The organism is Burkholderia pyrrocinia (genome assembly GCF_001028665.1).
GTDB classification, from domain to species: Bacteria; Pseudomonadota; Gammaproteobacteria; order Burkholderiales; family Burkholderiaceae; genus Burkholderia; species Burkholderia pyrrocinia.
Map to the genome: position 1 here is coordinate 1584193 of NZ_CP011504.1, position 23255 is coordinate 1607447.

At 65.8% G+C, this 23255-nt stretch carries 20 protein-coding genes; 7 read left to right on the forward strand and 13 right to left on the reverse strand.

Features of this window, described 5'->3' with window-relative positions:
* The 9 genes from ABD05_RS23320 to ABD05_RS23360 form a co-directional block, all read right to left on the reverse strand.
* Nucleotides 1-948 carry a c-type cytochrome gene (locus ABD05_RS23320; RefSeq protein ID WP_047902418.1) on the reverse strand — a complete coding sequence of 316 codons (948 nt, stop codon included), beginning with the start codon at nt 946-948 and terminating at the stop codon, nt 1-3.
* Nucleotides 945-1631: a c-type cytochrome gene (locus ABD05_RS23325; RefSeq protein WP_047902419.1), complete on the reverse strand. Its 687-nt coding sequence runs from the start codon at nt 1629-1631 to the stop codon at nt 945-947. Before ABD05_RS23325 ends, ABD05_RS23320 begins: the two co-directional genes overlap by 4 nt.
* Before the next feature lie 60 nt (nt 1632-1691).
* The gene (locus ABD05_RS23330; protein WP_047902420.1) at nt 1692-2744 is read right to left on the reverse strand and encodes a molybdate ABC transporter substrate-binding protein; all 1053 of its coding nucleotides are present in this window, start codon (nt 2742-2744) and stop codon (nt 1692-1694) included.
* Nucleotides 2745-2752: 8 nt separating this feature from the next.
* On the reverse strand, nt 2753-3544 hold the full coding sequence (gene tetH / locus ABD05_RS23335; RefSeq protein ID WP_047902421.1) for a thiosulfate dehydrogenase: 792 nt from the start codon (nt 3542-3544) through the stop codon (nt 2753-2755).
* 276 nt (nt 3545-3820) lie between these two features.
* Complete coding sequence (locus ABD05_RS23340) at nt 3821-4240, reverse strand: DoxX family protein (RefSeq protein ID WP_047902422.1); 420 nt, start codon at nt 4238-4240, stop codon at nt 3821-3823.
* A gap of 58 nt (nt 4241-4298) precedes the next feature.
* Nucleotides 4299-5972 (reverse strand): MFS transporter, encoded by a 1674-nt coding sequence (locus ABD05_RS23345; RefSeq protein ID WP_063847288.1) that lies wholly within the window; start codon nt 5970-5972, stop codon nt 4299-4301.
* Between the two features lie 149 nt (nt 5973-6121).
* Nucleotides 6122-6412 carry a putative quinol monooxygenase gene (locus tag ABD05_RS23350; protein WP_047902424.1) on the reverse strand — a complete coding sequence of 97 codons (291 nt, stop codon included), beginning with the start codon at nt 6410-6412 and terminating at the stop codon, nt 6122-6124.
* 17 nt (nt 6413-6429) lie between these two features.
* Nucleotides 6430-6867 carry a cupin domain-containing protein gene (locus tag ABD05_RS23355; RefSeq protein ID WP_158361653.1) on the reverse strand — a complete coding sequence of 146 codons (438 nt, stop codon included), beginning with the start codon at nt 6865-6867 and terminating at the stop codon, nt 6430-6432.
* Between the two features lie 38 nt (nt 6868-6905).
* Nucleotides 6906-8741, reverse strand: coding sequence for a thiamine pyrophosphate-binding protein (locus ABD05_RS23360; protein ID WP_082146201.1), 1836 nt, complete (start codon nt 8739-8741; stop codon nt 6906-6908).
* A gap of 223 nt (nt 8742-8964) precedes the next feature.
* Here ABD05_RS23360 and ABD05_RS23365 point away from each other — a divergent pair, with 223 nt between their 5' ends.
* Nucleotides 8965-9840 carry a LysR family transcriptional regulator gene (locus ABD05_RS23365; protein ID WP_047902425.1) on the forward strand — a complete coding sequence of 292 codons (876 nt, stop codon included), beginning with the start codon at nt 8965-8967 and terminating at the stop codon, nt 9838-9840.
* A gap of 33 nt (nt 9841-9873) precedes the next feature.
* Here the strand turns inward: ABD05_RS23365 and ABD05_RS23370 are convergent, their stop codons facing one another.
* The 3 genes from ABD05_RS23370 to ABD05_RS23380 form a co-directional block, all read right to left on the reverse strand.
* On the reverse strand, nt 9874-11202 hold the full coding sequence (locus ABD05_RS23370) for a multidrug effflux MFS transporter (protein WP_238594182.1): 1329 nt from the start codon (nt 11200-11202) through the stop codon (nt 9874-9876).
* Between the two features lie 365 nt (nt 11203-11567).
* Nucleotides 11568-12842, reverse strand: a complete 1275-nt coding sequence (locus tag ABD05_RS23375) for an MFS transporter (protein WP_047903748.1) — start codon at nt 12840-12842, stop codon at nt 11568-11570.
* A 127-nt stretch (nt 12843-12969) separates the two neighbouring features.
* Complete coding sequence (locus ABD05_RS23380; protein ID WP_047902427.1) at nt 12970-14436, reverse strand: mannitol dehydrogenase family protein; 1467 nt, start codon at nt 14434-14436, stop codon at nt 12970-12972.
* A 158-nt stretch (nt 14437-14594) separates the two neighbouring features.
* On the opposite strand from ABD05_RS23380, the gene ABD05_RS23385 reads away from it, so the two are divergent.
* The 5 genes from ABD05_RS23385 (at nt 14595) to ABD05_RS23405 (ending at nt 20135) form a co-directional block, all read left to right on the forward strand.
* Nucleotides 14595-15323: a GntR family transcriptional regulator gene (locus ABD05_RS23385; protein ID WP_047903749.1), complete on the forward strand. Its 729-nt coding sequence runs from the start codon at nt 14595-14597 to the stop codon at nt 15321-15323.
* Between the two features lie 21 nt (nt 15324-15344).
* A complete protein-coding gene (gene manD / locus ABD05_RS23390) occupies nt 15345-16553 on the forward strand; it encodes a D-mannonate dehydratase ManD (RefSeq protein WP_047902428.1) in 1209 nt (402 codons plus the stop codon).
* Between the two features lie 29 nt (nt 16554-16582).
* Nucleotides 16583-17614 carry a Zn-dependent oxidoreductase gene (locus tag ABD05_RS23395; protein WP_047903750.1) on the forward strand — a complete coding sequence of 344 codons (1032 nt, stop codon included), beginning with the start codon at nt 16583-16585 and terminating at the stop codon, nt 17612-17614.
* Nucleotides 17615-17703: 89 nt separating this feature from the next.
* A complete protein-coding gene (gene yiaK / locus ABD05_RS23400; protein ID WP_047902429.1) occupies nt 17704-18720 on the forward strand; it encodes a 3-dehydro-L-gulonate 2-dehydrogenase in 1017 nt (338 codons plus the stop codon).
* Nucleotides 18721-18845: 125 nt separating this feature from the next.
* Nucleotides 18846-20135: an MFS transporter gene (locus ABD05_RS23405; protein WP_047902430.1), complete on the forward strand. Its 1290-nt coding sequence runs from the start codon at nt 18846-18848 to the stop codon at nt 20133-20135.
* 37 nt (nt 20136-20172) lie between these two features.
* On the opposite strand, the gene ABD05_RS23410 is transcribed toward ABD05_RS23405, so the two are convergent.
* Nucleotides 20173-22365: a TonB-dependent siderophore receptor gene (locus ABD05_RS23410; protein ID WP_047902431.1), complete on the reverse strand. Its 2193-nt coding sequence runs from the start codon at nt 22363-22365 to the stop codon at nt 20173-20175.
* 416 nt (nt 22366-22781) lie between these two features.
* On the opposite strand from ABD05_RS23410, the gene ABD05_RS23415 reads away from it, so the two are divergent.
* On the forward strand, nt 22782-23228 hold the full coding sequence (locus tag ABD05_RS23415; protein ID WP_047902432.1) for a hypothetical protein: 447 nt from the start codon (nt 22782-22784) through the stop codon (nt 23226-23228).
* Nucleotides 23229-23255 lie beyond the last annotated feature (27 nt).

A 23255-nucleotide genomic window follows, 5' to 3' on the forward strand; every position in this document is an offset into this window, starting at 1 on the left:
TCATGGCGCGCCGAGCACGCGGCCGTTCACGCTGAGCCCGTACATCGAGTCGGGCGAATCGTGGAACTTCGCGCGCGTGTCCTGCACGGAGCCCGTGAAGCGCGGATCCTGCGGACGTTCGTGGCTGTCCATGAAGGTCGCGACGTCCCACGCCTCCTGATCGGTCAGCGTGCCGCCGAGCCCGAGCGGCATGTTGGCCTTGATGAAGCCGGCCGCATTGCGGATGTCGCCCATCCCCGCACCCCAGTTGAACGAGCGCGCGCCCCACAGCGCCGGGAAAGCCGGCTTGCCGCCGCTCGACTGGCCCTGGCCGTCCGCGCCGTGGCACAGCGCGCAGTGCTGCGTGTAGACGGCGGCGCCGCGCGCGTAGTCGGCCTTCTGCGCGGGCGGCGGCAGTTTCGGGAAGCCTTGCCCCGGCAGCTTCGTGCCGACCGGCGCGCCCTTCGCGAGCCAGTACGAATACGTTTCGAGCGCGACGAGGATCGGGTCGCCGGCCGGCGGCGCCTTGCCGTTCATGCTGTATTGGAAGCAGCCCTGCAGCCGTTCGGCGAACGTGTTCACGTGCCCGTTCTTGCTGCGGTAGGCCGGATACAGCAGGTACGCGGCCCACATCGGGCTCGAGTCGGGCCGGCGGCCCGCATCGAGGTGGCAGCTCGCGCAGGTCAGCTTGTTGCCGACGTACTTGCCCGCGAACTCGGGCGTGTGCAGGAAGATCTGCTCGCCGAGCTTCACGGTCTTGCCGAAGCCGTCGGCGGGCATCGCGGATTCGGCGGGCGGCGTGAACGGCTTGGCCGTCGCTGCGGTTGCGGCCGGTGCCGGTGTGGTCACGGGTGCGGAAGCGGCGGCCGGCGTGTCCTGTGGCGCCGCCGCGAACGTGAGCGCGGGCATCCAGGCCGCGCCGAGCAGCAAGGCGCGTGCGCGGCGGATCAGCGTCGTGCGGTCGATCATCGCTTGTCTCCTTGTGCGGCGCCGCCGCGCGCATAGTAGGCGGCCACCGCGTCGATGTCGGCATCCGACAGCTTGCCGGCGATCATCGGCATCAGCGCCATCGGCCCGGGCGGGCGCGTGCCGTGTTTCCAGCCGTTCAACTGGCCGGCGATATACGCGGCAGGCTGCCCCGCGAGCGGCGGAAATGCGCTGCCGACGCCGAGGCCGCCGGGGCCGTGACATTGCGCGCACGCGGGCAGGCCCTGCGACCAGCGCCCGCGCGTCGCGAGCCACACGCCGGTGTTCGCGGGATCCACCGACGCGGTGTCGGGGGTGAAGACGCCGGCCGGCGCGGACAGGCTCGCGAAGTACGCGGATACCGCGTCGCGTTCGTGCGGCGTCAGCAGTTTCGACAGCGGTTGCATGACGGGATTCTGGCGGCTGCCGTCCGCGAATGCGGCAAGCTGCGCGGACAGATACGCGGCGTTCGTGCCCGCGAGACGCGGGAAGCCGGCCGCCGCATTCCCTTCACCCTGGCTGCCGTGGCAGCCGATGCAGGCGGCGACGCCCGTCGCCGAGCCCTGTGTCGCGAGCGTCTTGCCGAGCGTCGCGTCGTCTGCGTGCGCATGGCCGGCCAGCAGCGCCGCTGCGGCAAGCAGCAGCGGTGCGAACCGGCGTCGCCGTGTGTCGACCGTATCGTTCACGTGTCCCCTCCTTGTTGTATGTCGCGTGTGCGCCGCCACGCGGCCGGCGCGGCCACGCGGTCAGCCGGCGTCGGGCCGGTCATCCGCCGGCGCGAGGTGCTGCACCGGTGTCGTCGCATCGTATCGCCCGAAGCCGTAGCGCTGGAAGATCCGGAACGCTTCCGGCGACCGGATGAACGCGAGCCACGCGCGCGCGGCTTCCGGATGCGGCGCGTCCTTCACCATCGCCCCCGCATAAATCGCCGTCGTATTCTGCGCGGCCGGAATGTCGATGTGCATCAGCGGATGCCCGACCTGTTCCTGGAACGCCGCTTCGGATTGCCACAGCACGCCGGCGTCCGCGCGATCCTGCATCAGGAACAGCGCGGTTTCCCGATGGTGGATGTGCGTGAGCTCGGTCGTGCCGGCGCGCACCTTGTCGTCGTAGACGGTGCGCGCGAGCGCGTCGCCGCCGGCCTTCACGAGCGAGGCGCGGATCTGCCGCGCGACGCCTTCGAATGCCGGGTTCGGCATCGCGAGCTTCACGTCGGGCCGCGCGAGATCGTTCAGCGATGCGATGCGCTTCGGATTGCCCGCGCGCACCATGATCGTCAACTGGTTCGTCACGTACGGCACGGCGGGGCCCGCGAGCGTGCCGTCCGCGATCAGCCCGTCGATCTTGCCGAGCCCCGCGAAATACGCGTCGGGCTTGACCGTCCACGTCATGTTGCCGACCGTGATCGTGCCGCCCGCTTGGATCTGCTTCACGAGCAGGCCGGGAGGGATCGTTTCCCAGTAGATGCGGCCGCGGTAGTCGGGATGGTCTTCCTCGAACTTCGCGACGAGCGGCGCCATCGCGAAGAAATAGTTGCCGCCGACGAACAGCACGAGCTTCGGCGCGGTGAGGTCGCCGTGGAAATCGGCGAGCACGTCGACCTGCGGCACCGTGAATTCGAGGCCACGATGAATCGCGTCGTTGTTGCGGCCTTCCTGCCAGGGCGGAAAGATGCTTGCGGCGGTGTCGGCGGGTGCGGCGAGCGACAGCGCCGACGCGCAGCACAGCCAGGCGGCCAGCGCGGCGCGCAGCGTGCGCTGCCGGCGGCGCGACGGCGACTGCGGGTGGATCGAGGTCATCGCGGGCCTCATTTCGCGTACGTGAAACCGGCCTGCTGCAATTCGGGCAGCGTGCCGACCGCGCCGGGCGTGACGATCGCCGACGGGATCACGTGATTGGTCAGGTCGGCCGCGAGCGCGTCGAGCGGCAGCTTGTCGGGATTCGCGTTCGCGCCGTCGAGCCGTTCCGCGAGTTCCCAGATCGCGTTGTGGCATGACAGGAACACGACGCCGCGCTGTTGCAGCGCGGCGATGCTGTTGTCGTGCGACGAGAAGGCGCCGTCGGGCAACGCGCGATCCTGCGCGCCTTTCGATTGCGCGGGCTTCGCGTCGAGCAGCGTGTTGGCCGGGAACGCGGCGCCGGCGAATTTCGCGAGGCCGTATTTGTCCCACGCGGCCTGGTCGAACAGCGCAAGATGCGCGCTGCCGTGCGTGGCCGACACGACGAGGAAATCCGGATGACCGTACGACCAGATCTGCGCGTTCAGCGAATTGCGCATCAGGTTCAGCCACGGGCCGCCGAGCTCGGTGTTGTCCCACACCTGCTTCGGGCCGCCGCGATAGCCGATCACTTCGGCGAGCGCCTCGTGATCCCACTGGTCGGGGTGGTTGAGGATCATCGGCACCGTCTTGAAGTCGCGTCGTCTCGGCGCGGCCGCGAGGCGGCGCGTGAGGTCGGCGAGGCGCGCGGCGCCGCCGGGCAGCAGCGCGCCGGTTTCGGGCGCCGCCGCGTGAGCACGGCGCGCGGCGGCGAGCAGCGCGGTGCCGGCCGCGAGGCCGAGTGTCTTCAGCGCGCCTCGGCGCGCGTGCCGGTCGGACATGGCATATCTCCCAGGATCGTTGTTGTGGGGGCGTGTCGCGTTGCCGTGCGGCGGCGCAGCGTCGCCATCGCGTAGCCAGTCTAGAGGCGCGCGATCGATCCCGGAAATCGCGATATCGGATGGGAGATATTCGGGGGTCTGATGATTCGGCGGGAGGGCACCGGCTGACGCGGTATCGTGCGCGGGGTACGGCTTGCGCCGCCGGCCCGCGTGCGTCGATTGCCTCCAGCGGGCGTGTCCAGCGCATTTGCGCATGGCCTCCGGTTCGGCGAACACTCAGCCGCGGTCGACCGAAAAGCGTCCCGGGCCCGCTGCACAGAGCGCGAGAAGCCCCCCCATGATCGACAGGTTCTTGTAGAAATGAATCATGTTGTTCATCTGCTGGGAGCCATCCGTCAACCAGAATGGGTGACCGATAATCGCGGCGCCGAGCGTATAGAGTGCGAGCAGCAACGCGACGGGGCGGGTATGGAATCCGATCAGAATCGCGATCGCAACGACGACGTCCATTGCGATCAGGATCGCCGCTGCCAGCATTGGCATGGGTGCGTCGATGCGGGTCATGTAGGCGATTGCTCCGCCGAAGTCCATCAACTTTGGAATCCCGATTTTCAAGTAAAGTGCAACGATCAGCACACGGGCGATCAACAGCAGGAAATCCTGAAATGTGTTTGGCAGTTGTGGTCGGGTTGTCATGGCTCAAGAAGGCGAAAGCGACCGGCACACACTCGGGAGCGCGCAGGTCGCAGATGTTTTACGTTGCGTCGTGACGCGCACCGTCGTCGTTCGGCGCTGAGCCGAACCGGACTTCGAGAATGGTCAGCGTGGTCAGAAGGGCGACGAGGGCTGCTGCTGCGGTCAGTTGGAATCCGGTGTGCAGGACGTCGCTGAAGACACTGCGCAACGCGTCAATGACATGCTGGCCAGCGAACGGTGCGCCGGCCATCGATTCGATGATCGCGGACTGCTTCTTTGGGTCGATGAGCAGTTGGGGGTCTCCCAGCAGGCTGTTCAGGTGCCGGTCGACAGTTGTCACGCCCAGGGTGTTCAGTGCTTGAACCGCACCGACCTTGTAGTGGGCCGATACCCAGGCGCCGAGCGTGGATAGCCCCACCATCCCGCCGATCATCCGTGTGGACTGGATGAGCGATGTCGCGATACCGACGCGTGTTTTTCCCGCGATCTCCTGCGTGAAGATGTTGACGTTGTTGAGGATAAGCCCCAGGCCGACGCCCGCCCCGAACAACGAAACGATCAGAAGCGCATGCGTGTTCGTCAGCGCGACGAGCGACAAGCCATAGCAGGCGAGCACGAGCATCGAGAAGCCGGTGAGCACGATGATCGCAGGGCGCTCGACGCGCGTGACGATTGCCGTGTTGAACAGACTGCCGACGGCTATCGACGCGGCGAGCGGCGTCGATAGCCTGCCTGCCGCCGTAGCGGACAGTCCGAAGCCGCTCTGGAGCAGCAATGGCGCATAGAAGATCGTCGAAAACATCACCGCGCCGGTCAGAAACGAAAGCCCGAGCAACGTCAGGATGCGTCGATTGCGCAGCAGGTCGAGGGGTACCAGCGGTGCTGCTGCGCGCCGTTCGCAACGCACGAACAATGCGACAAGCACGGGCAGGCTGGCGATTGCGATGCAGCGCAGTTGTGTCGACGCTTCGCCAAGCTCGCTGCTGAACGCGAACAACATGCATCCCAGCAACAAGGAGAGCACCAGCGCTCCGGCGATGTCGATACGGATTCGCGTTCCCGACGACGGGGCGAGGCGCGGGAGATAGCGTTGTGTGAAGTAGAGTGCCGCGAACCCGACCGGCAAGTTGATCACGAATGTCGAGCGCCAGCCGTATTGATCGGTCAGCCATCCACCCAGGGACGGCCCCGCGGCGGTACCGATGCCGTATGCCGCAGCGAGTACGACCTGCCATCGGGCGCGTTCCAGCGGCGCGGGAAACAGATCCGGTATCGAGGCGAACGCGGTCCCCGTCATCATCCCGGCACCGATGCCCTGAAGCGCTCGTGCGGCGACGAGCGTAGCCATGTTCGGGGCGGATGCACACAGGACGGAGGCTGCGGTAAACGTCGCGATTGCGCCGATGACGAATGGTTTGCGCCCGTAGTAGTCACCCAGTCGACCGAAAATCGGTACGGTAATCAACGACGTCAACAGATACGCGGTCGCTATCCACGTGTACCATTCGAAGCCGCCCAATGTTGCGACGATCTGTGGCAGCGCCGTGCTGACGGTGGTTTGATCGAGCGCGACGAGCATATTGACGATCCCGATACCTGTCATGGCGGCCAGCGACTGACCGAACGGGCGTGGCGATGCGGATGGCGTGGGTACGGCGGAGAGGGATGGCAGTTCTGCCGGAACAAGGGACGACGCGCCGCCGGTAGCCGGCGCTTTGGCTGGGGATTGCATGGTGCTTTGATTCGGATCGGTCGCGGTCCGGGATAGCGGGTTGACGCGATGGAGATCGGGGAGGGAGATACATCCCGATGGAAGCGAGGGAGGATGCAAGGAAGCCGAGCCGTCTCCGGAACCGGCGTTCCTTCACGCATCCGGATGCGTTACTGGACCTTCCTGGTGATGAGCAATTCCTTGCGCTCGACGAGATCCGGAACAAGCGTGCGGTAGGTGGCGATATGTGGCGTATTCAAGTGCCCGTCGAGCGCTTCCTGACTCTCCCAGATCTCGTGGAAGACGAAGATGCGGGGATTCCGCAGGTCGCGACTGAGTTCGTAGCGGATCATGCCCGGGTCGCTTCGGGTCGGGGCGACGAGGCTGCTCAGCAGCGCTTCGAGCGCGGCTTCCTTTCCGGCCTTCGCTACGTTGATGGAGATAACGACGATTTCAGACATGCTCTATGCTCTTTGAGTCAGTTTTGTTCCAGGGTGCGCAGGGGTTGCCCCTTGGCGCCGGCAAAGAACACGACCATCTCGGCCGGTTCGTCGGTCGTATAGCCGTGGTGAATCGTTCCGACGGTGTCCGCGATGACCTGTCCCGCGGTAAACGTCGTCCGGGATTCACCGTTCTTTTTCTCGACAGTGAGCCTGCCGCTCAACAGATAGACAGCGTTGACCACACCGTGGCTATGCCACGGAAGCGTCGTGTGAGCAGGGATTCGCACGTGCTGCACGTCGATGAGCGGCGTACCTTCCGGATAATGCGTGTAGTAGGCGCCATCCCATGATTGCGACGTGTGCGCGAGCGGCATGACCGTCACCCCCTCCTCGGACGCTTGCGCGCCGGAAGCGAGTGACAGCGCACTGATTGCAGCCGCCAGAAAACGGATGGGCCACTTCGTCTGGTTCATTCTTTTCAACGTCCCGTATCGTTCAGTCTCTTTCAACATCAATCGATGCACTCGGGGGTGTCGATTGCTGCGGCCGGCGAGGCGGCATATGCGTCGACCTGCTCGTTCTTCGTTGGTGCTGCCGTCGAGGATTCGGCGTAGTAACGGTTTGGCGAAGGGAAGACACCCACGGCCACTTCAATGACGAAGGGCCCGTCGCATGCCGACGCGTCGCCGACGGCCTGCTCGAGACCGGCCAGGCAATCGACCTGGCGGGCCGGCACTCCCACCGATTGGGCGAACCGTGTCCAGTCGTGGCGAGGCAACTTGCTGAACTGCTCTGCGACGGTTCGCTTGGTGATGGCGTCGATGTGAATCGCACCGTGAGCGGAGTTGTTCAGGACGATAAAGATCACCTTGATCCCGTAACGAGCCGCGGTTTGAATCTCCATTCCGTGCATCAGCATGCAGCCGTCCCCGGTGACCACGAGGCAGGGGCGATGCGGTGCGGCGAGCTTGACACCAATCCCGGCTGCGACTGCCCAACCCATCGGGGCAAGCGCGCTCGACGAGAAGTAGTTTCCGAGGCCTGACGAGAGCCAGTAGTGCGCCATGAAGATTCGATGCGCACCTGAATCGACGACAACGTTGGTGTCGTCTGGCACAAGGTCGCAGAGCCGTCGGACGACGTCACCCGGATAGAGTGAAAGTGAATCGGATGCGCTTCCGATCGACGTAGGTTCGAAGCGATGATCGTAAAGCGGAGCGTGCTTGACACGCTCGAGCCACGCATCCCGGTGGGCGAATGCCGCCTGGAATTCCTGTGCTGATCCCGCCGGCATATGCGCGAGCATTCGAATGGTCGCAGTAATGCCGGAGAAAATGCTTCGGCTCGGAACGTGGCCGGTTGCCGGCGCATCGAAGCTGTCGTCGAAAATGACGAGTTCCTTGCCGGCGCTCAGCTTGTCGCTCCAATTCAGACTGTCGCGTTGATTGAGATCGCAACCAAGAACGACGAGTGCATCGAGATCGTTTGAGTTGATCAGTTGTACCGCTCGCGTGTGCCCGGAAAATCCATAAACACCCAACGCAAGGGGGTGCCGCTCGGGAAAGGCGCCTTTGCCGGACAGAGTTGTCGCAACCGGAATATTGAATCGTTCGGCAACCTTGAGCAGGACCTGGGCAGTCTCCGGATCGTTTCCGCGACCACCGACGAGAAATGCAACCTTCTTTTCCTGAAAGAGATATTGCTTGCAAAGTGCCTGCACCGCGACCGGGTTGGCCGGGACATGGTTCATGTCCACGATGCTTTGGGCGTAGGGGCGTTGCATTCGATCGTGCGGGACCGGCACCGGTTGCTGTTGAACGTCGAGCGGGATGCTGATGAACGAACGGGCACGTCGCATCCAGTTCAGACCGTCGGTAGCCCGACGCATTTCCGCCAGAAGGTTGTGCTTGTTTTTCAGTTCGACAATGTCGTCGACGAGATTTTGCACCACGCTGCTTTCGGCGATTCCTCCCAGCGTACCGTCCTGGAACGCACCTTTTCCCTCGGCGTTGGACGATATGCCGCCGGCAAGATAGAGAACCGGGATTCGATCGGCGAGGGCGGCGGCCATGCCGGGAACGAGATTCATCGTGCCGGGCCCGGAGATGGCGAGACACACACCGAACTTGCGACTGGCTCGTGCGTAACCGTCGGCCATGAAGGCACTGCCGGTCTCGTGTGCGGCAACGATGCCACGAATTTCTGGCGTCTTGTCCATCGCGTCAAGCAACGGATAAACCATCTTTCCGGGGACCAGAAAAATGTGGTCGATGTGCAGCGACCGGAGGAGATTCATAACGCTTCCCGAAACGTCGCATCGGGCCGGAATGTGAGTTGCCTTTTCCATCTTTTTATGCTTTTTCTTTCGATCTGAAACGATCTATGCGAGTCGAATACGCCGGCTGTATTTTTAAAACCCTCAATATGGCGAGGGAAATCACGGTTGCCGGAATGCCGCGATATACCGTTTGATACGGGGGCCTGATTATCTCTGTTGGAGAGCATGGGCTCAACTTGTATAATTGCATCCAAAGAATGCAAAAGTGCTTTACCGAGAGAGAACGTTATTCATGAATTGGGACGATGCACGCGTCTTTTTGGCAGTTCATCGCGCCGGGACGCTGCGCGAGGCTGCAGTTTTTCTCGATGTCGATCAGGCAACCGTGGGGCGGCGGCTGACGGCACTTGAGAAGGCGCTGGGTGCGAAGCTGTTTCTCAAGACGTCGTCCGGCTATGTCGTGACGCAGATCGGCGAGCATTCGCTGCAGGCCGCGGAGGAGATGGAGCGAGCGGCATACGAGTTCGAGCGCCGCGCGCATGGCTCGGACGACCGGCTCGAAGGTGAGGTTCGGGTGACGACAACCGATTCCCTGGCGATGGATTTTGTCGTTCCCGCAATACGGGCGTTACGGCGGAAATATCCCGGGATACACGTGGTCCTGACGACTTCCGTGCAGGTGCTCAACCTGACGCGACGTGATGCGGATCTCGCGATTCGAACCGTGATGCCGGAAAATCCCGATCTCGTCCGCCGGAAGCTGGCCGAATGGGAGGTCGGGCTGTTCGCGAGTCGCGAGTATCTGGATGCGCGTGGTGCCCCCGCGATCGGTTCCGCTTTCGAAGGTCATGATCTGGTGGTCTACCAGCCCTCCGTCACGTCCAACCAGGGGCTCTCGCTATGCGGCGAGTCGATGGAACAAGGGCGCGTCGTCGCGCAAGTGAGTTCGAGCCTGATGCTGGCGACATCGATCCGGTCGGGCATCGGAATAGGCGAGCTCCCGGTGTATATGGCGCAGGCGGACGATTCGCTCGTGCGCATCTGGCCCGACAGGACTCGAACCGCGCCGTACCAGGTCTGGCTCGTGTCGCATACGGACCTGAACCGGACGGCGCGCGTTCGGGCGGTCACCGACGAGATCGCTGCTTCGTTCGACCGCTATCGATAACGGCCGGGATCTCGTCGGTGCAAGGCCGGGTGTTTAACGTGGCAGGGTCTTGCGCATCGAGAGCGTGCGCCGCGCGGCATACCAGCGGGGGACGATCGCGACCGCGGCGACGATCGCGAAGAACGGAATTGCCGTCGCCAGCACGTGGCTTCCGGTACCGAGCAGGCCGCTGGACACGGTGGCTGCGAGCGACGCGCTGCCGATCTGGAAGAAGCCGACCAGTCCGGACGCCGTGGCGGCGCGCCCATGTTCGCTCGCGATGGCGCCCGAGACGGCGAGTGACAGCGACGATCCGTTTGACAGGCTGACGAGAAACATCGGCACGACGATTGCGATGATGCCTTTGAATTGCCACGACTCGCACAACGCGAACGCAACGCCGCCGGCGACGAAGCAGCACACCCCGGCCACGACGATCGAGTCGTAGGACATCCGGTCGAGCATGCGGCGCGAGATCATGTTCGCGGAAATGATGCCGGCGGTCAGCGGCAGATAAAGCCAGCCGCTTTGCTGTTCCGAAAGACCGAGGCCGGAAAAGATGAAGGGCGATTGCGTCAGGTAGACGAACCACGCGCAATAGATTGCGCAGACGACGAGCGTATACCGGATGAACACGCGATCTCCGAGCACGTCGGAGAAACCGGCCAGCGGAACTGCGCGATGTTGGCCCGGCGCGACGGGCGGCCGCGTTTCTTTCAGAAGCAGTTGGACCAGCGCGAGCGCGACTGCGCCAAATCCGGCGACGAAAACGAAATCGCTCCGCCACCCGAACCAGGCGGCCAGATATCCGCCGATCGCCGGGGCGATTGCCGGAGACAGCGAGACGAGCGGATACACGATGCTGTAGACCTTTGCGGATTCCTTTTTGTCGCAGGTGTCGGCGATGATTGCGCGGCCGATCACGAGGCCGGAAGCCGCGCCGAGGGCCTCGAGCACTCGCCATCCGAGAAAGCTCGCGAAGCCGCCGGCACTTGCGCAGCCGATCGAGCCAAGAATGTACAGAAGGATCCCGACCGTCAGCACGGGTTTGCGCCCCCATCGATCGGAGAGGGGGCCGTAGAACAGCTGGGCGCACGCGAGCGCGATCAGGTAGGCCGATACCGTCTGCGGCATCTGCCATGCACCGATTGAAAATTCATGGGCCATCGATGGCATGGCGGGCAGGTAGACGTCGGACGCGATCAGGCCGAAGGCGCTCAACATTGAGACGACAAGTATCAGTGAGAAGTTGGACATATTCGCTGGGTTGTTGTGGCGAAACGCGTAAGCGGATGAAGATGGCGACGCGCATTGGGCGGCCTTGAGAAACGGCGAGGGGATCATACGGCGTACGATGCGGTTCGCGATCAGACGGAATTGCATCGCTGGGATGCATTTTCGCGGTCGTCGGAGTTGTTGCCGGGGACGCATGCGAATGACGGCGTCAGGTGTCGCGCGGGCCGGCTGTCAACAGGATTCCGGCGCTATATCGAGCGATTTTCCGGCGCATCGCGTATGCGCCTGCCGTGACCGATCATGAAGCGGCCGTGATGCTGCGCAGAGGGGGAACCGAGCCGCCGCGTAGAGCGAGCGGCACATCGAGGCGGGGTTTGCGCGCGGGCCGTCGCTTGCGGGCCGGCCCACGCGCGTCAGGACGTTAGAGCGACACCGTCGTCAGCGCGTCGGGAACTTGCCGGTCGCCGTTTCGCAGGCCGCGAACGCTTCGACGGTCACGTAGCCGCGCGGCGTCAGTGCGCCGCGCGTTCGCGCAGGACTTCCGACGGCCGGCTGTTGCGCACGAATACGGCTGCCAGCACGGCGCCCGTCAGCGCGATCGCGCCGGCCAGCACGAACGCGGTCGCGAACGAGCCGCTGCGTTCGACGATGAAGCCGGTCACGGCCGGCCCGATCACGCCCGACAGGCTGCCCATGCAGTGCAGGAAGCCGCTCACGCCGCCGACGCGCGTCGGGTGCACGACATCCTGCACGATCGCCCAGTAGATCGCGCCGGTGACGTACAGGAAGAACAGCGACACGGACATCAGCGCGACCGCGCCTTGCGTCGACTGCACGGTGCCCGCGATCGCGACGCATGCACCCGCGCCGAGCAGGCACGTGACGAGCACGATCCGGCGCGACAGCAGCAGGTTGCCGGTGAGCCGGTAGAGCGCATCCGAGATGGCGCCGCCGCACGCGAGGCCGACCGTGCCGACGAGCCAGGGCACGACGGTGGCGATGCTCATCTCCTTGATGTTGAGGTGGTGCGCGCGCACGAGATAGCTCGGGAACCAGCTCAGGAAGAAGAACAGCACGTAGTTGTAGCTGAAGAACGCGGCCGCCGTGGCGAGGATGCGCGGCTGGCGCACGTAGTGCGACAGCGTGCGCGCGGGCGCCGATGCGTCGTCGTCACCCGAGCGGGCGGCGGCAGGCACGTCCGGCGCGTTGTTTACCGGTGCGGCGGGACGATCCGACGTCGACACCATCCACAGCACGACCCACGCGAGCCCGATCGCGCAGACGATCCAGAACGCCGGCCGCCAGCCGAACTGCGCGGCCAGCAGGCCGACGATCGGCCCCGCGATCGCGCCGCCGAGCGGCGAGCCCGCGCTGAGCAGGCCCATCGCGGTCGCGGCGGCGTCGCGCGGCAGCCAGTTGTTGACCATCTTGTTCGCGGCCGAGCACAGCGGGCCCTCGGCCATGCCGAACAGCAGCCGCACGATCAACAGGCTCACGAAGCCGACGGTCAGCGCGGTCATCCCGCAGAAGATCGACCAGAGGCCGACCGACAGCACGTACACGAGCTTCGGCCCGAGCCGGTCGGACGCGAGGCCGCCGATGAAATTGAACAGCGCATAACCGACGAAGAACGTGCTGAAGACGAGGCCCATCTGCGCGGCGTCGATACCGAGATCGGTCTGCACGATCGGCGCGACGATCGACAGCGCGACACGGTCGAGATAGTTGATGCCGTACACGAGAAACAGCAGGAATACCGTGAACCACGCCTGCGACTTTTGCTTCATGTTCGTCTCCTTCGTGCCGGTGGGCCGGCCGTCATGTCTGGTCTGTCGTTCGCCGCGCCGGCATGCGCGCCAGCGGGAAGGTGTCATGCGGTTCGCGCGTGGCAGCGCAAACCGGTCGTGCGGTCGGTCAGCGTGCGTGCAGCGGCGCGAGCAGCGCGTCGGTGCCGTGCGCACGCAGCGTCGACAGATGCGCGCCGACGCGCGCGACCAGCGCGTCGGGCCACGCGGCCGGGCCGGCGAGCGCGGCACAGGCGAGCGCCGCCCGCACCGCGCCGTTCGCATCGCCGGCCGCGTCGAGCGTCTCGGCTAGCGCCGCCGCGCCCGGGTCGCTGATCGTCAGCGGCCGGCCGCCGGCGTCGTGCGCGGTGGTCAGGTAGTGCAGCCAGAGCGCGAGCGCGCGCTCCAGGTACGGGCGCTCGACGCCCGCCGCGGCGCTGTCGGCGAGCGCGGGCAGCCAGCGCAGCGGCACCTTCTGCGTGCCGTCCATCGCGATCTGTTCGGTGCGGTGCGCGAGCGTCGGATTCCGGAAGCGCCGCACGAGCGTCGCGCAATAGTCGTGCGCATCGAAGCCGGACGGTACGTCGACGGTCGCGAGCAGGTCGTGCGTCATCACGCCGTCGACGAACGCCGCGATCGCCGGATCGGCCATCGCGTCCGACACGGTCGCGCGGCCGCGCAGTTGTCCCGCATACGCGATCGCCGAATGCGAGCCGTTCAGCAGCCGCAGCTTCATCGTTTCGTACGGCCGCACGTCGGCGACGAGGCGCGCGCCGGCGTCTTCCCAGCGCGGGCGCGGGCCGGCGAAGCGGTCCTCGATCACCCATTGCGAGAACGGTTCGCAGACGATCGCGGCCGCGTCGCGTGCACCGAGATGGGTTTGCGCCCAGTCGAGCGACTCGGGCGTGGCAGCCGGCACTATCCGGTCGACCATGCTGTTCGGGAAGGCGACGTCGTCGCGGATGCGCCGCGCAAGCGCGCCGTCGTCGATGCATGCCGCGTAGTCGAGCAGCAGCGCGCGCAGCGTGTCGCCGTTCGACGTCATGTTGTCGCAGCAGACGACGGTGAGCGGCGCGCCGGCCGGCCGCTGCCGGAGGCCGGCGGCGATCACGCCGAGTGCGGTACGTGGCGTGGCGGGCGCGGCGAGGTCCGCGCGGAGGGCGGGATCGTCGGTGTCGAGGCCGCCGCCGGGACGGCGGCAATAGCCTTTCTCGGTCACGGTCAGGCTGACGATCGACACGCCCGGATCGGCGGTCAGCGCGAGCAGCGCGGGCAGCGATTCCGGTGCGAACAGTGCGCCGTGCACGGCGCCGACGATCCGGGTGCGCGCGCCGTCGCCGTCGCGTTCGGTCACCGTGTACAGGTGGTCCTGAGCGGCGAGCAGGTCGACGGTATGGCGCCGCCGCAGCTCGACGCCGACGATCCCCCAGCGCAGGTCGCCCTGCTCGAGCACGGTCTCGGTATGGATCGCCTGATGCGCGCGGTGGAACGCGCCGAGGCCGAGATGGACGATGCCCGTGCGGACCGCGTGCCGGTCATAGCGGGGGCGGCGCGTGCCGGGCGGCGCGGTGCGCAGGAAGTCGGGTGAGGGTGGCATGACGGTCGGTGACGGCTTGTACCATGGTAGATAATGGAGTGAGTGAAGGTTATTGCGAGTTTTTGCTGGGAGTTATTGGTGTAAACGCCAGTTCGATCAATTTCATTGTGTTGTGTACCATGGTAGTCATCGATATCAAGTCGGAAGCATCGGCAAACATGAACGAAACCGCAGCATTCGAGGAAGGCGTCGTCGTCACGGCGTTGCAGGCGTTCTCGCTGGACGAGAGCCGGTCCTATACGGAGCAGGTACACGCGCTGCTGCGCAACGCGATCGTGCGGGGCGCGTTGCCGCCGCACACCGCGTTATCCGAAGCCGTGATCTCGACGACGATCAAGGTCAGCCGCACGCCCGTGCGGGAAGCGTTCGCGCAACTGGCCGACGAGCGGCTCGTGCAGATCCACCGGAAGGTCGGCACGTTCGTCGCGCCGATCTCGGTATCGCTCCTCGAGGAAGGGCGGTTCGCGCGCAGCACGCTCGAATGTGCGAACCACGTCGAACTCGCGCAGAAGATTGCGCCCGCCCAACTGACCGAACTCGCGCGGCTCATCGACGCGCAACGCGACGCGGTCGATGTTGGCGATGTCGATGTGTTTTTTGCGCTGGACGAGAAGATGCACGCCCGCATGTTCGAGTTCGCCGGACGGCCGCACGTGTGGGAAATGCTGCAGCCAATCAAGCGTCAGTACGATCGCGTGCGCTGGCTGCTGCTCGACGACGTCGAGGGTCACGCTCGTCTCGCGCTGCAGGAACACGAACAGATTCTCACGCATATCGCGTCGCGCAACATGGCGCTGCTCGGCGCGTCGGTCGCGTCGCACGTCGACCGGATCGGCTCGCATCTGCCGGACGTGCGCAGCCGCGCCCCCCAATACTTTGTCGACTGAATCGCCCGCTGGAGGAGCGCAGTGAAAATCGAACGCTTGCAGACCATCGTCACGTGTCCGGGCCGGAACTTCGTGACGGTGAAGATCGTGACCGACGAAGGCGTCTACGGCCTCGGCGACGCGACGCTCAACGGGCGCGAGCTCGCGGTGCGCGCGTATCTGGAGGATCACGTGTTTCCGTGTCTCGTCGGCCGCGACCCGCGCAACATCGAGGACATCTGGCAATACCTGTATCGCGGCGCGTACTGGCGGCGCGGGCCCGTGACGATGACGGCGATCGCCGCGATCGACATGGCGTTGTGGGACATCAAGGGCAAGCTCGCGGGCATGCCCGTCTACCAGCTGCTCGGCGGCAAGAGCCGCGACGGGCTGATGGTGTACGGCCACGCGAACGGGCGCGATCACGAAGAAGCGGTCGACGCGGTGCGCGCGCACATCGAGGCCGGCTATCGCGCGATCCGCGTGCAGTCGGGCGTGCCGGGGCTCGACAAGGTGTACGGCGTCGGCAAGACCGCGGGTGCGTACGAACCCGCCGAAAAGGGCCTGCCGCCTGAAGAACCGTGGGACACCGCGCTCTATCTGCGCCATACGCCGGACCTGTTCCGCAAGGTGCGCGACGCGGTCGGCGATGCGCCGCACCTGCTGCACGACGCGCATCACCGGCTCACGCCGATCGAGGCCGCGCGGCTCGGCCGCGATCTCGAGCCGCATCGTCTCTTCTGGCTGGAAGACGCGACGCCCGCCGAGAACCAGGACGCGTTCCGCCTGATCCGCCAGCACACGACGACGCCGCTCGCGGTCGGCGAAGTGTTCAACTCGATCTGGGATTGCAAGGACCTGATCCGCGACCAGCTGATCGACTACATCCGCGCGACGATCGTGCATGCGGGCGGGATCACGCACGTGCGGCGCATCGCCGACTACGCGGCGATGTACCAGGTGCGTACGGGCTTTCATGGCGCGACCGACCTGTCGCCGGTCTGCATGGCGGCGGCGGTCAACTTCGGGTTGTGGGCGCCGAACTTCGGCATCCAGGAACTGATGCCGCACAGCCCGCTGACCGACGAGGTGTTTCCGCACAGCTACCGGTTCGAGGACGGTTATCTCGTGACGGACGACGTGCCGGGCCTCGGCGTCGACATCGACGAGACGCTGGCCGCGAAGTACCCGTACGAGCGCGCGTACCTGCCGGTCGCCCGGTTGCGCGACGGGTCGATGTGGAACTGGTGAGCGGCGAAGAACCGAAGGAGAGAACCGAAATGTTGAGCGTCGTTGTCGATCGTCCGAACAGCATGAGCGTGCGCGAAGTGCCGCTGCCCGCGCCCGCCGCCGGCGAAGTGCGCGTGAAGGTGCGTTATGCGGGCATCTGCGGGTCGGACCTGCACATCTTTCACGGCAAGAATCCGTTCGTGTCGTATCCGCGCATCATCGGCCACGAGTTCGTCGGGACGATCGAGTCGGTCGGCGACGGCGTCGACGCGGCGCGGCTCGGCGAGACCGTCGCGGTCGATCCCGTGATCAGCTGCGGGCATTGCCATGCGTGCACGATCGGCCGGCGCAACGTGTGCCGGCACCTGACCGTGCTCGGCGTGCATCGCGACGGCGGGTTCAGCCAGTACACGTGCGTGCCGGCCGGCAATGCCTACCGGATTCCGGCGGAGATCGCCGATACCTGCGCGGCGATCGTCGAGCCGTTCGCGGTCGCCGCGAACGCGACGTCGCGCACCGGCGTGCTGCCGGGCGATGTCGCGCTGATCTATGGCGCGGGCACCGTCGGGCTGACGATCCTGCAGGTGCTCAAGCGCGTGTACGGCATCCGCGCGTTCATCACCGACCGGCTCGACGCGCGCCTGCAGCTCGCGCGCAAGTGCGGCGCGGCGGAGGACGAGGTCATCAACACGAGCGTCGAGTCGCTGCCGGACGCGCTGGAGAAGCGCGGCGTCGACGGCGGCCCGACGCTGATTTTCGATGCGGTCTGCCATCCGTCGATTCTCGAGGAAGCGGTGCGGCTTGCGGCGCCCGCCGGCCGGATCGGCGTGCTCGGCTTCTCGTCGGAACCGTCGGCGATCGTGCAGGCGGAACTGACGAAGAAGGAACTGACGCTCGCCGCGTCGCGGCTCAATTGCGCGATGTTCCCGCAGGTGATCGACTGGATCGGCCGCGGGCTGATCCAGCCGGAGCACATCGTCACGCACAAGGTCGGTTTCCGCGACGTCGCGCAGGCGTTCGAGATGGCCGAGCAGCGGCCTGCCGAGAGCTGCAAGATCCTGCTCGATTTCGCGGGCGATTGACGAGCGATACCGGCTCGCGCCGCGAGCCGGGGCGGCGGTTTCCGGTTCCGGATCGAACCGCACCACAAGAACTTCAGGAGACACGCAAGATGATCCGAATTCCGTTCGAGGAGTTGCAGGGCGCCATTTATCTCGCGCTCCTGAATGCGGGCATGAACGAGCACGACGCGGGCGTCTGCGCACGGGTTCATGCGGAGGCGACCTGCGACGGCGTCAATTCCCACGGCATCAATCGCGTCGCGCGCTTCGTCGACTACGTCCGCAAGGGCTGGGTGAATCTGCAGGGCGCACCCACGCCGGTCAAGCGCTTCGGCGCGATCGAGATCCTGGACGGCAATCGCGGCCCCGGCATTCTCAATGCGTTGTCCGTGACCGAGCGCGCGATGGCGATTGCGGACGAGCAGGGCGTCGGCATCGTCGCGCTGCGCAACACGACGCACTGGATGCGTGGCGGGACCTATGGCTGGCACGCGGCGGATCGCGGCTACATCGCGATCTGCTGGACGAATACCGAATCCTGCATGCCGGGCTGGGGCGCCAAAAAACCGCGCGTCGGCAACAACCCGTTCGTGATGGCGGTGCCGCGGGACAAGGGCCCTATCGTGCTCGACATGGCCATGTCGCAGTACTCGTACGGAAAACTGCAGGCGACCCGCCTCAAGGGGAAAAACATGCCGTTTCCCGCCGGTTTCGACAGCGAAGGGAAGCTGACCGTCGAGCCCGGCCCGATCGAGGCATCGATGCGGATCCTGCCGATGGGTTACTGGAAGGGCTCGGGATTCGCGATCATGCTCGACGTGCTGGCTGCCGTGCTGTCGGAGGGGCTGGCGACGAACGGGATCGATGCCGTGCAGCAGGGCAGCTGCACCGGCTGCTCGCAGGTGTTCATCCTGATCGACCCGCGCAAGCTGGGCGGCGAAGCGTTCACGAACGAGGTCGCCGACGGCGTGGCCGATTACGTGAATACGTCGGAACTCGCGGAAGACAGCGACGAGGTGCTGTATCCCGGACAAAGCGCGCTGCGGACCCGCATCGAACAGCGGCGGCACGGCGTTGCCGTCGACGACGGAATCTGGGCCGACGTGCTCGCGCTCGCGCAGCGGTGAGGTCACCGCATCCGTGACGCGGCGCCGGCACGCAACCCGGCCCGCACACGCGCATGCGAAACGAACCGGCGTACGGATCGATTCCATCGCCGTCGAGGTGCTTGTTTTCATCGGGAGAACTGACCATGAAGGCGGACGTCACGCTTGCGCTCGGCGCAAGCACCGAAGCACTGCACGAAGACGCGTTGTACCGGAAGGTGATACTGAGGATCGTCCCGCTGTTTTTCCTCGGGTTCATCATGTCCTATCTGGACCGCGTGAACATCGGCTTCGCCAAGCTGCAGATGGCGGCCGATTTCGGGCTGACGAACGCGTCCTTCGCACTCGGCGCGAGCGTGTTCTTCTGGGGCTACATGCTGTTCGAGATTCCGAGCAACCTGATCCTCCGGCGGGTCGGCGCACGCGCATGGATCGCGCGGATCATGATCACGTGGGGGATCGTGTCGACCCTGATGATCTTCTCGAGGAACGAGGCCGCGTTCTATTCGCTCCGCTTCCTGCTTGGCGTATGCGAGGCCGGGTTCGTTCCGGGCGTGATGTATTACACGAACACGTGGCTGCCCGCCCGGCGCCAGAGCGGCATGTATTCGCTGTTCCTGATGGCGTTGCCGATTGCCGTCGTGTTCGGTGCGCCGCTGTCCGGCGCGATCATGGAGACGATGGACGGCGTGGCGGGCATCAGGGGATGGCAGTGGCTGTTCCTGCTCGAAGGGCTGCCGTCCGCGGTGCTGGGCGTCGTGATCCTGGCGCTGCTGCGGAACCGGCCGGCCGACGTCGACTGGCTGACGCCGCGCGAGAAGCAGATCATCGAGGCGAATGTCGCGAAGGAGGCGGCGTTCAAGTCGCATCGCGTCGCGGATGCGTTCCGGACACCGAAGATCTATGCGCTGATCGTCGTGATGATCCTCTTCAACACTGCCTTCTATGGGCTGACGTTCTGGATGCCGACGCTGTTTCATGACGCCGGCGTCGCAAACAGCCTGGATGTCGGGCTGTTCACGGCCATTCCGTTCGGCGTCGCGGCGATCTGCATGTACGTGAACGCGAAGATCGCGGAGCGGTCCGGGCGGCTGCGCAGGCACGGCGTGGTGCCGGTCGCGCTGGCCGCCGTCGGCCTGTTCGTCGCGACGGTGGCGCACGACAGCTTCTGGCTCGCGCTGATCATGCTGACCGTCGCGACGTCGGGCATCCTGTCGCTGATGCCGATCTACTGGACGCTGCCGGGGCGCGTGCTGTCCGGTGCGGCCGCAGCGGCCGGTCTCGCGCTGATCAACGCGTGCGGAAGCCTGTCGGGGATCCTCGGCGCGATGATCATCGGCTATGCGGGCATCCGGATCGGCATGGCGATCCTTGCAGGCTTCCTGTTGCTGTGCAGCGTGGTGTTCTACCGGGTCTGTCCGCCGACGGCGGAATGACGTCGAGCCGGGCCCGGTTTCCGGCTGCCCCGCGCCGTCAGAACGACACCGTCGTCGTCAGCGTGACGAGCCGCGGCTCGCCGACCGCGACGATCAGGTTGTTGTTGCTCGACGGGTAGTAGGTCTTGTCGAGCAGGTTCTTCACGTTGAGCTGGATGCGCGTCGGGAACTTGCCGATCGTCGTTTCGTAGGCCGCGAACGCGTCGACGGTCACGTAGCCGGGCAGCGTGAAGCTGTTCGCGGTGTCGCCGGAGCGTGTGCCGACAAGCCGTGCGCCGCCGCCGAAGCGCCAGCGGCCGGGCAGGTTCGCGATCGCCGTGTCGTACACCGCGAACAGGCTGCCTGTGTGGCGCGCGACGTTGACGAGCGGCGTGTTGCTGTCGCGATCCGTCGCGTTCGTGTACGCATAGCTGCCGATCACGCTCAGGTGGCGCGTGATCTGCCCCGCGACGTCGAGTTCGATCCCGCGCGAGCGCGCGGTGCCGATCGTCGACGTGATGTCGCCGTTCGTGACCGCGACGTTGCGCTTGTCGATCTGGTAGACCGCGAGCGTGCCCGTGATCGCGGGTTTCAGGCTGAACTTGAGCCCGGCTTCGAGCACGCGGCCGTATTCCGGCGCGAGCGGCGCGGCGACATTCGTTGCGACGTTCGGCTTGAACGAGCGGCTCACGTTCGCATACGCGGTCAGCGCGGGCGTGAGTGCATACGCGAGCCCGAACTGCGGCAACCAGACATTGCCGCGCGAACGGTCGGCGAACACGAACGGCCGGCCCATCCCCGATTCCTGCTGCCAGTTTTCCCAGCGCAGCCCGCCGACTGCGGTGAGGCGCTCGGTGAGCTTCACCGAATCCTGCACGACCATCGAATACGCATGCACGACCGAGCGCGAATCGCTTTGCTTCGGGTTGGGCGTGCCGCCCGGCGCGAGCAGGCCGTACACGGGATCGTAGAGATTGAAGCCCGACGTCGCCTTGCCGCGGATCGTGTCGCCGCGGAAGCTGCGCTGCCGCTCGTATTCGCCGCCGACGTAGAGCGCGTGGTTCATTCCGGCAAGCGTCACGTTGCCGAGCAGGCCGAGCGTCGCGATCTGGTCCGAGTCGTTGCGCCCGAGGTTTGCATCGGACGAGCGCGTCATTGCGCCCGTCTTGCTGTTGAACGAGTTGCCGCGCGTAATGTATTGGTCGTAGCGGTCGCGGCCCCAACCGTAGGTCGCGCGCACGCGCCACGCGTCGGAGAAGCGGTGCTCGATGCGCGCGCGCAGCGTTTCCTGGATGCCGCTGCTCTGCGACCACGCTTCCTCGTAGCGGCGGTAGCGCAGCGCATCGTCGAGCTGGCCGTTCACGAGCACGGTGCCGCGATCGAACGGTGTCGTGTAGTCGACGTACTGGTAGCTGACGTCGACCGACGTGTTCGCGTCGTGCCACGACAGCGCGGGCGCGATCAGCGCGTCGCGCTGGCGGCCGAAGCTGCGCCAGTAGCGGCTCGTGTCGTATTCGCCGGTCAGCCGGAACGCGAGCGTGCCGCCCGCGACCTGGCCGGGCTTGCCGAGCGGGCCGGTGAGATCGAACAGCGCGCTGCCGCCGCCGTGGCTCGTGCGCGACGCGGAGATCGAGCCGCCGAACGTGTCTTCCGGCTTGCGCGTGACGAGGTTGATCACGCCGCCCGGATCCTGCATCCCGTAGAGCAGCGACGCGGGGCCCTTCAGCACTTCGACTCGGTCGATCGTCGCGAGATAGCTGTGCAGCACCGGCGTGCGCACGCCGTCGACGAGCACGGAGCCGTCGTTGTTCGACCCGAAGCCGCGCTTGGTGAACGCGTCGCGCGTGCCGCCGAGCGTGTTCGTCTGCGTGACGCCGCTGATGTTGCCGAGCACGTCGTCGAGCGAGCGCGCCTGCTGGTCCTGCATCACGCTGCTGCTGACCACCGCGACCGATTGCGGAATCTCCTTGAGCGGGCGGTCGCTGCCGCCTGTGATGCTGCTGGTGCGCGGCTGATAACCGATCGTCGGATCGACGGCCGCCGATGCGTTGACGCTGATCGCCGGGAGTTCGTGTTCGGCCGGCGTAACGGGCGTTGATGCGGGCGTGGAGGCGGGCGTGGAGGCGGATGCGGCACGTTCGGCGGCATCGGCATGCGCGCCGCTTGCGACGCACAGGGTGATCAGGGCAGGCAGGCTCGTGCGCCACGGACGAAGGGTCCGGACGCGGCGGGGCGTTCGACGGGATGGCATGAATCGATGCAGGACGGAGTGCTAAGGATCGTGGCGCGGGCCGCAGCACTGCGCCGCAACCGGGATGCGCATGATATATGTAATGAGAATCATTTGCAATTGTAATGAAATGATCGGAGGCGTGCGGGCGTTGGTTGCCGGGCCATCGGCCGTCTGCTACCGTAGCGGCCAAAATCAGACGCAGTGAAATTCAACGAGAGAGCCGGGGGCCGCACCATGTCATCTTCCTGTCGTGTCGCGTTCAGCGCGACGCTACGCACCGCACTCGACCATGCGGGTGGCGAAGTGATCGCAGCCGTGTTCCGCCATTCGAACGATTAAAGCAACGGAAGCGAATTCATCTGGCGTTGTGCCGCGCAGCCGGCGCCGCGCCGCTTTCAATCACTTCAACCACCACGCTAGACGGGAGACCACCCATGAAAAAGAGTTCCGCGCCGTTCGCGGCGGCCGCGCTTGCGGCGTGCGCCATGTTGGCGGGCGTTCACCAGGCGGCTTGCGCCGCACCGGCGGACGAACCCGCGATCGATGCGCATTACAGCGCCGTGATCGAGGCCTATACGCAGGACATGGCCGCCGCGAAGACGAAATACGACGGCAAGCGCCTCGCGTTCGTCGGCGCCGTGATCCGGATGGGCAGCGATCCGGGCGGCACGTACTTCGGCGCGCTGACGACCGACGGCGGGCAGTTCGACACGCATTTCGACGTGGCCGACCAGGATGCGCTGAAACCGAAATTCCCCGGCGGCGAGATCAAGCCGTTCACGGCGTCCGCGAATTTCCGGTTCAGCTGCGTGAACGAAGGTTATATCGATGCGCCCGTGTTGCCGGGGTTGAAGCTGGCGCACTGCCGACTCGCCAACTGATCGACGCGTCGCGGCGGTTGTGCCGGA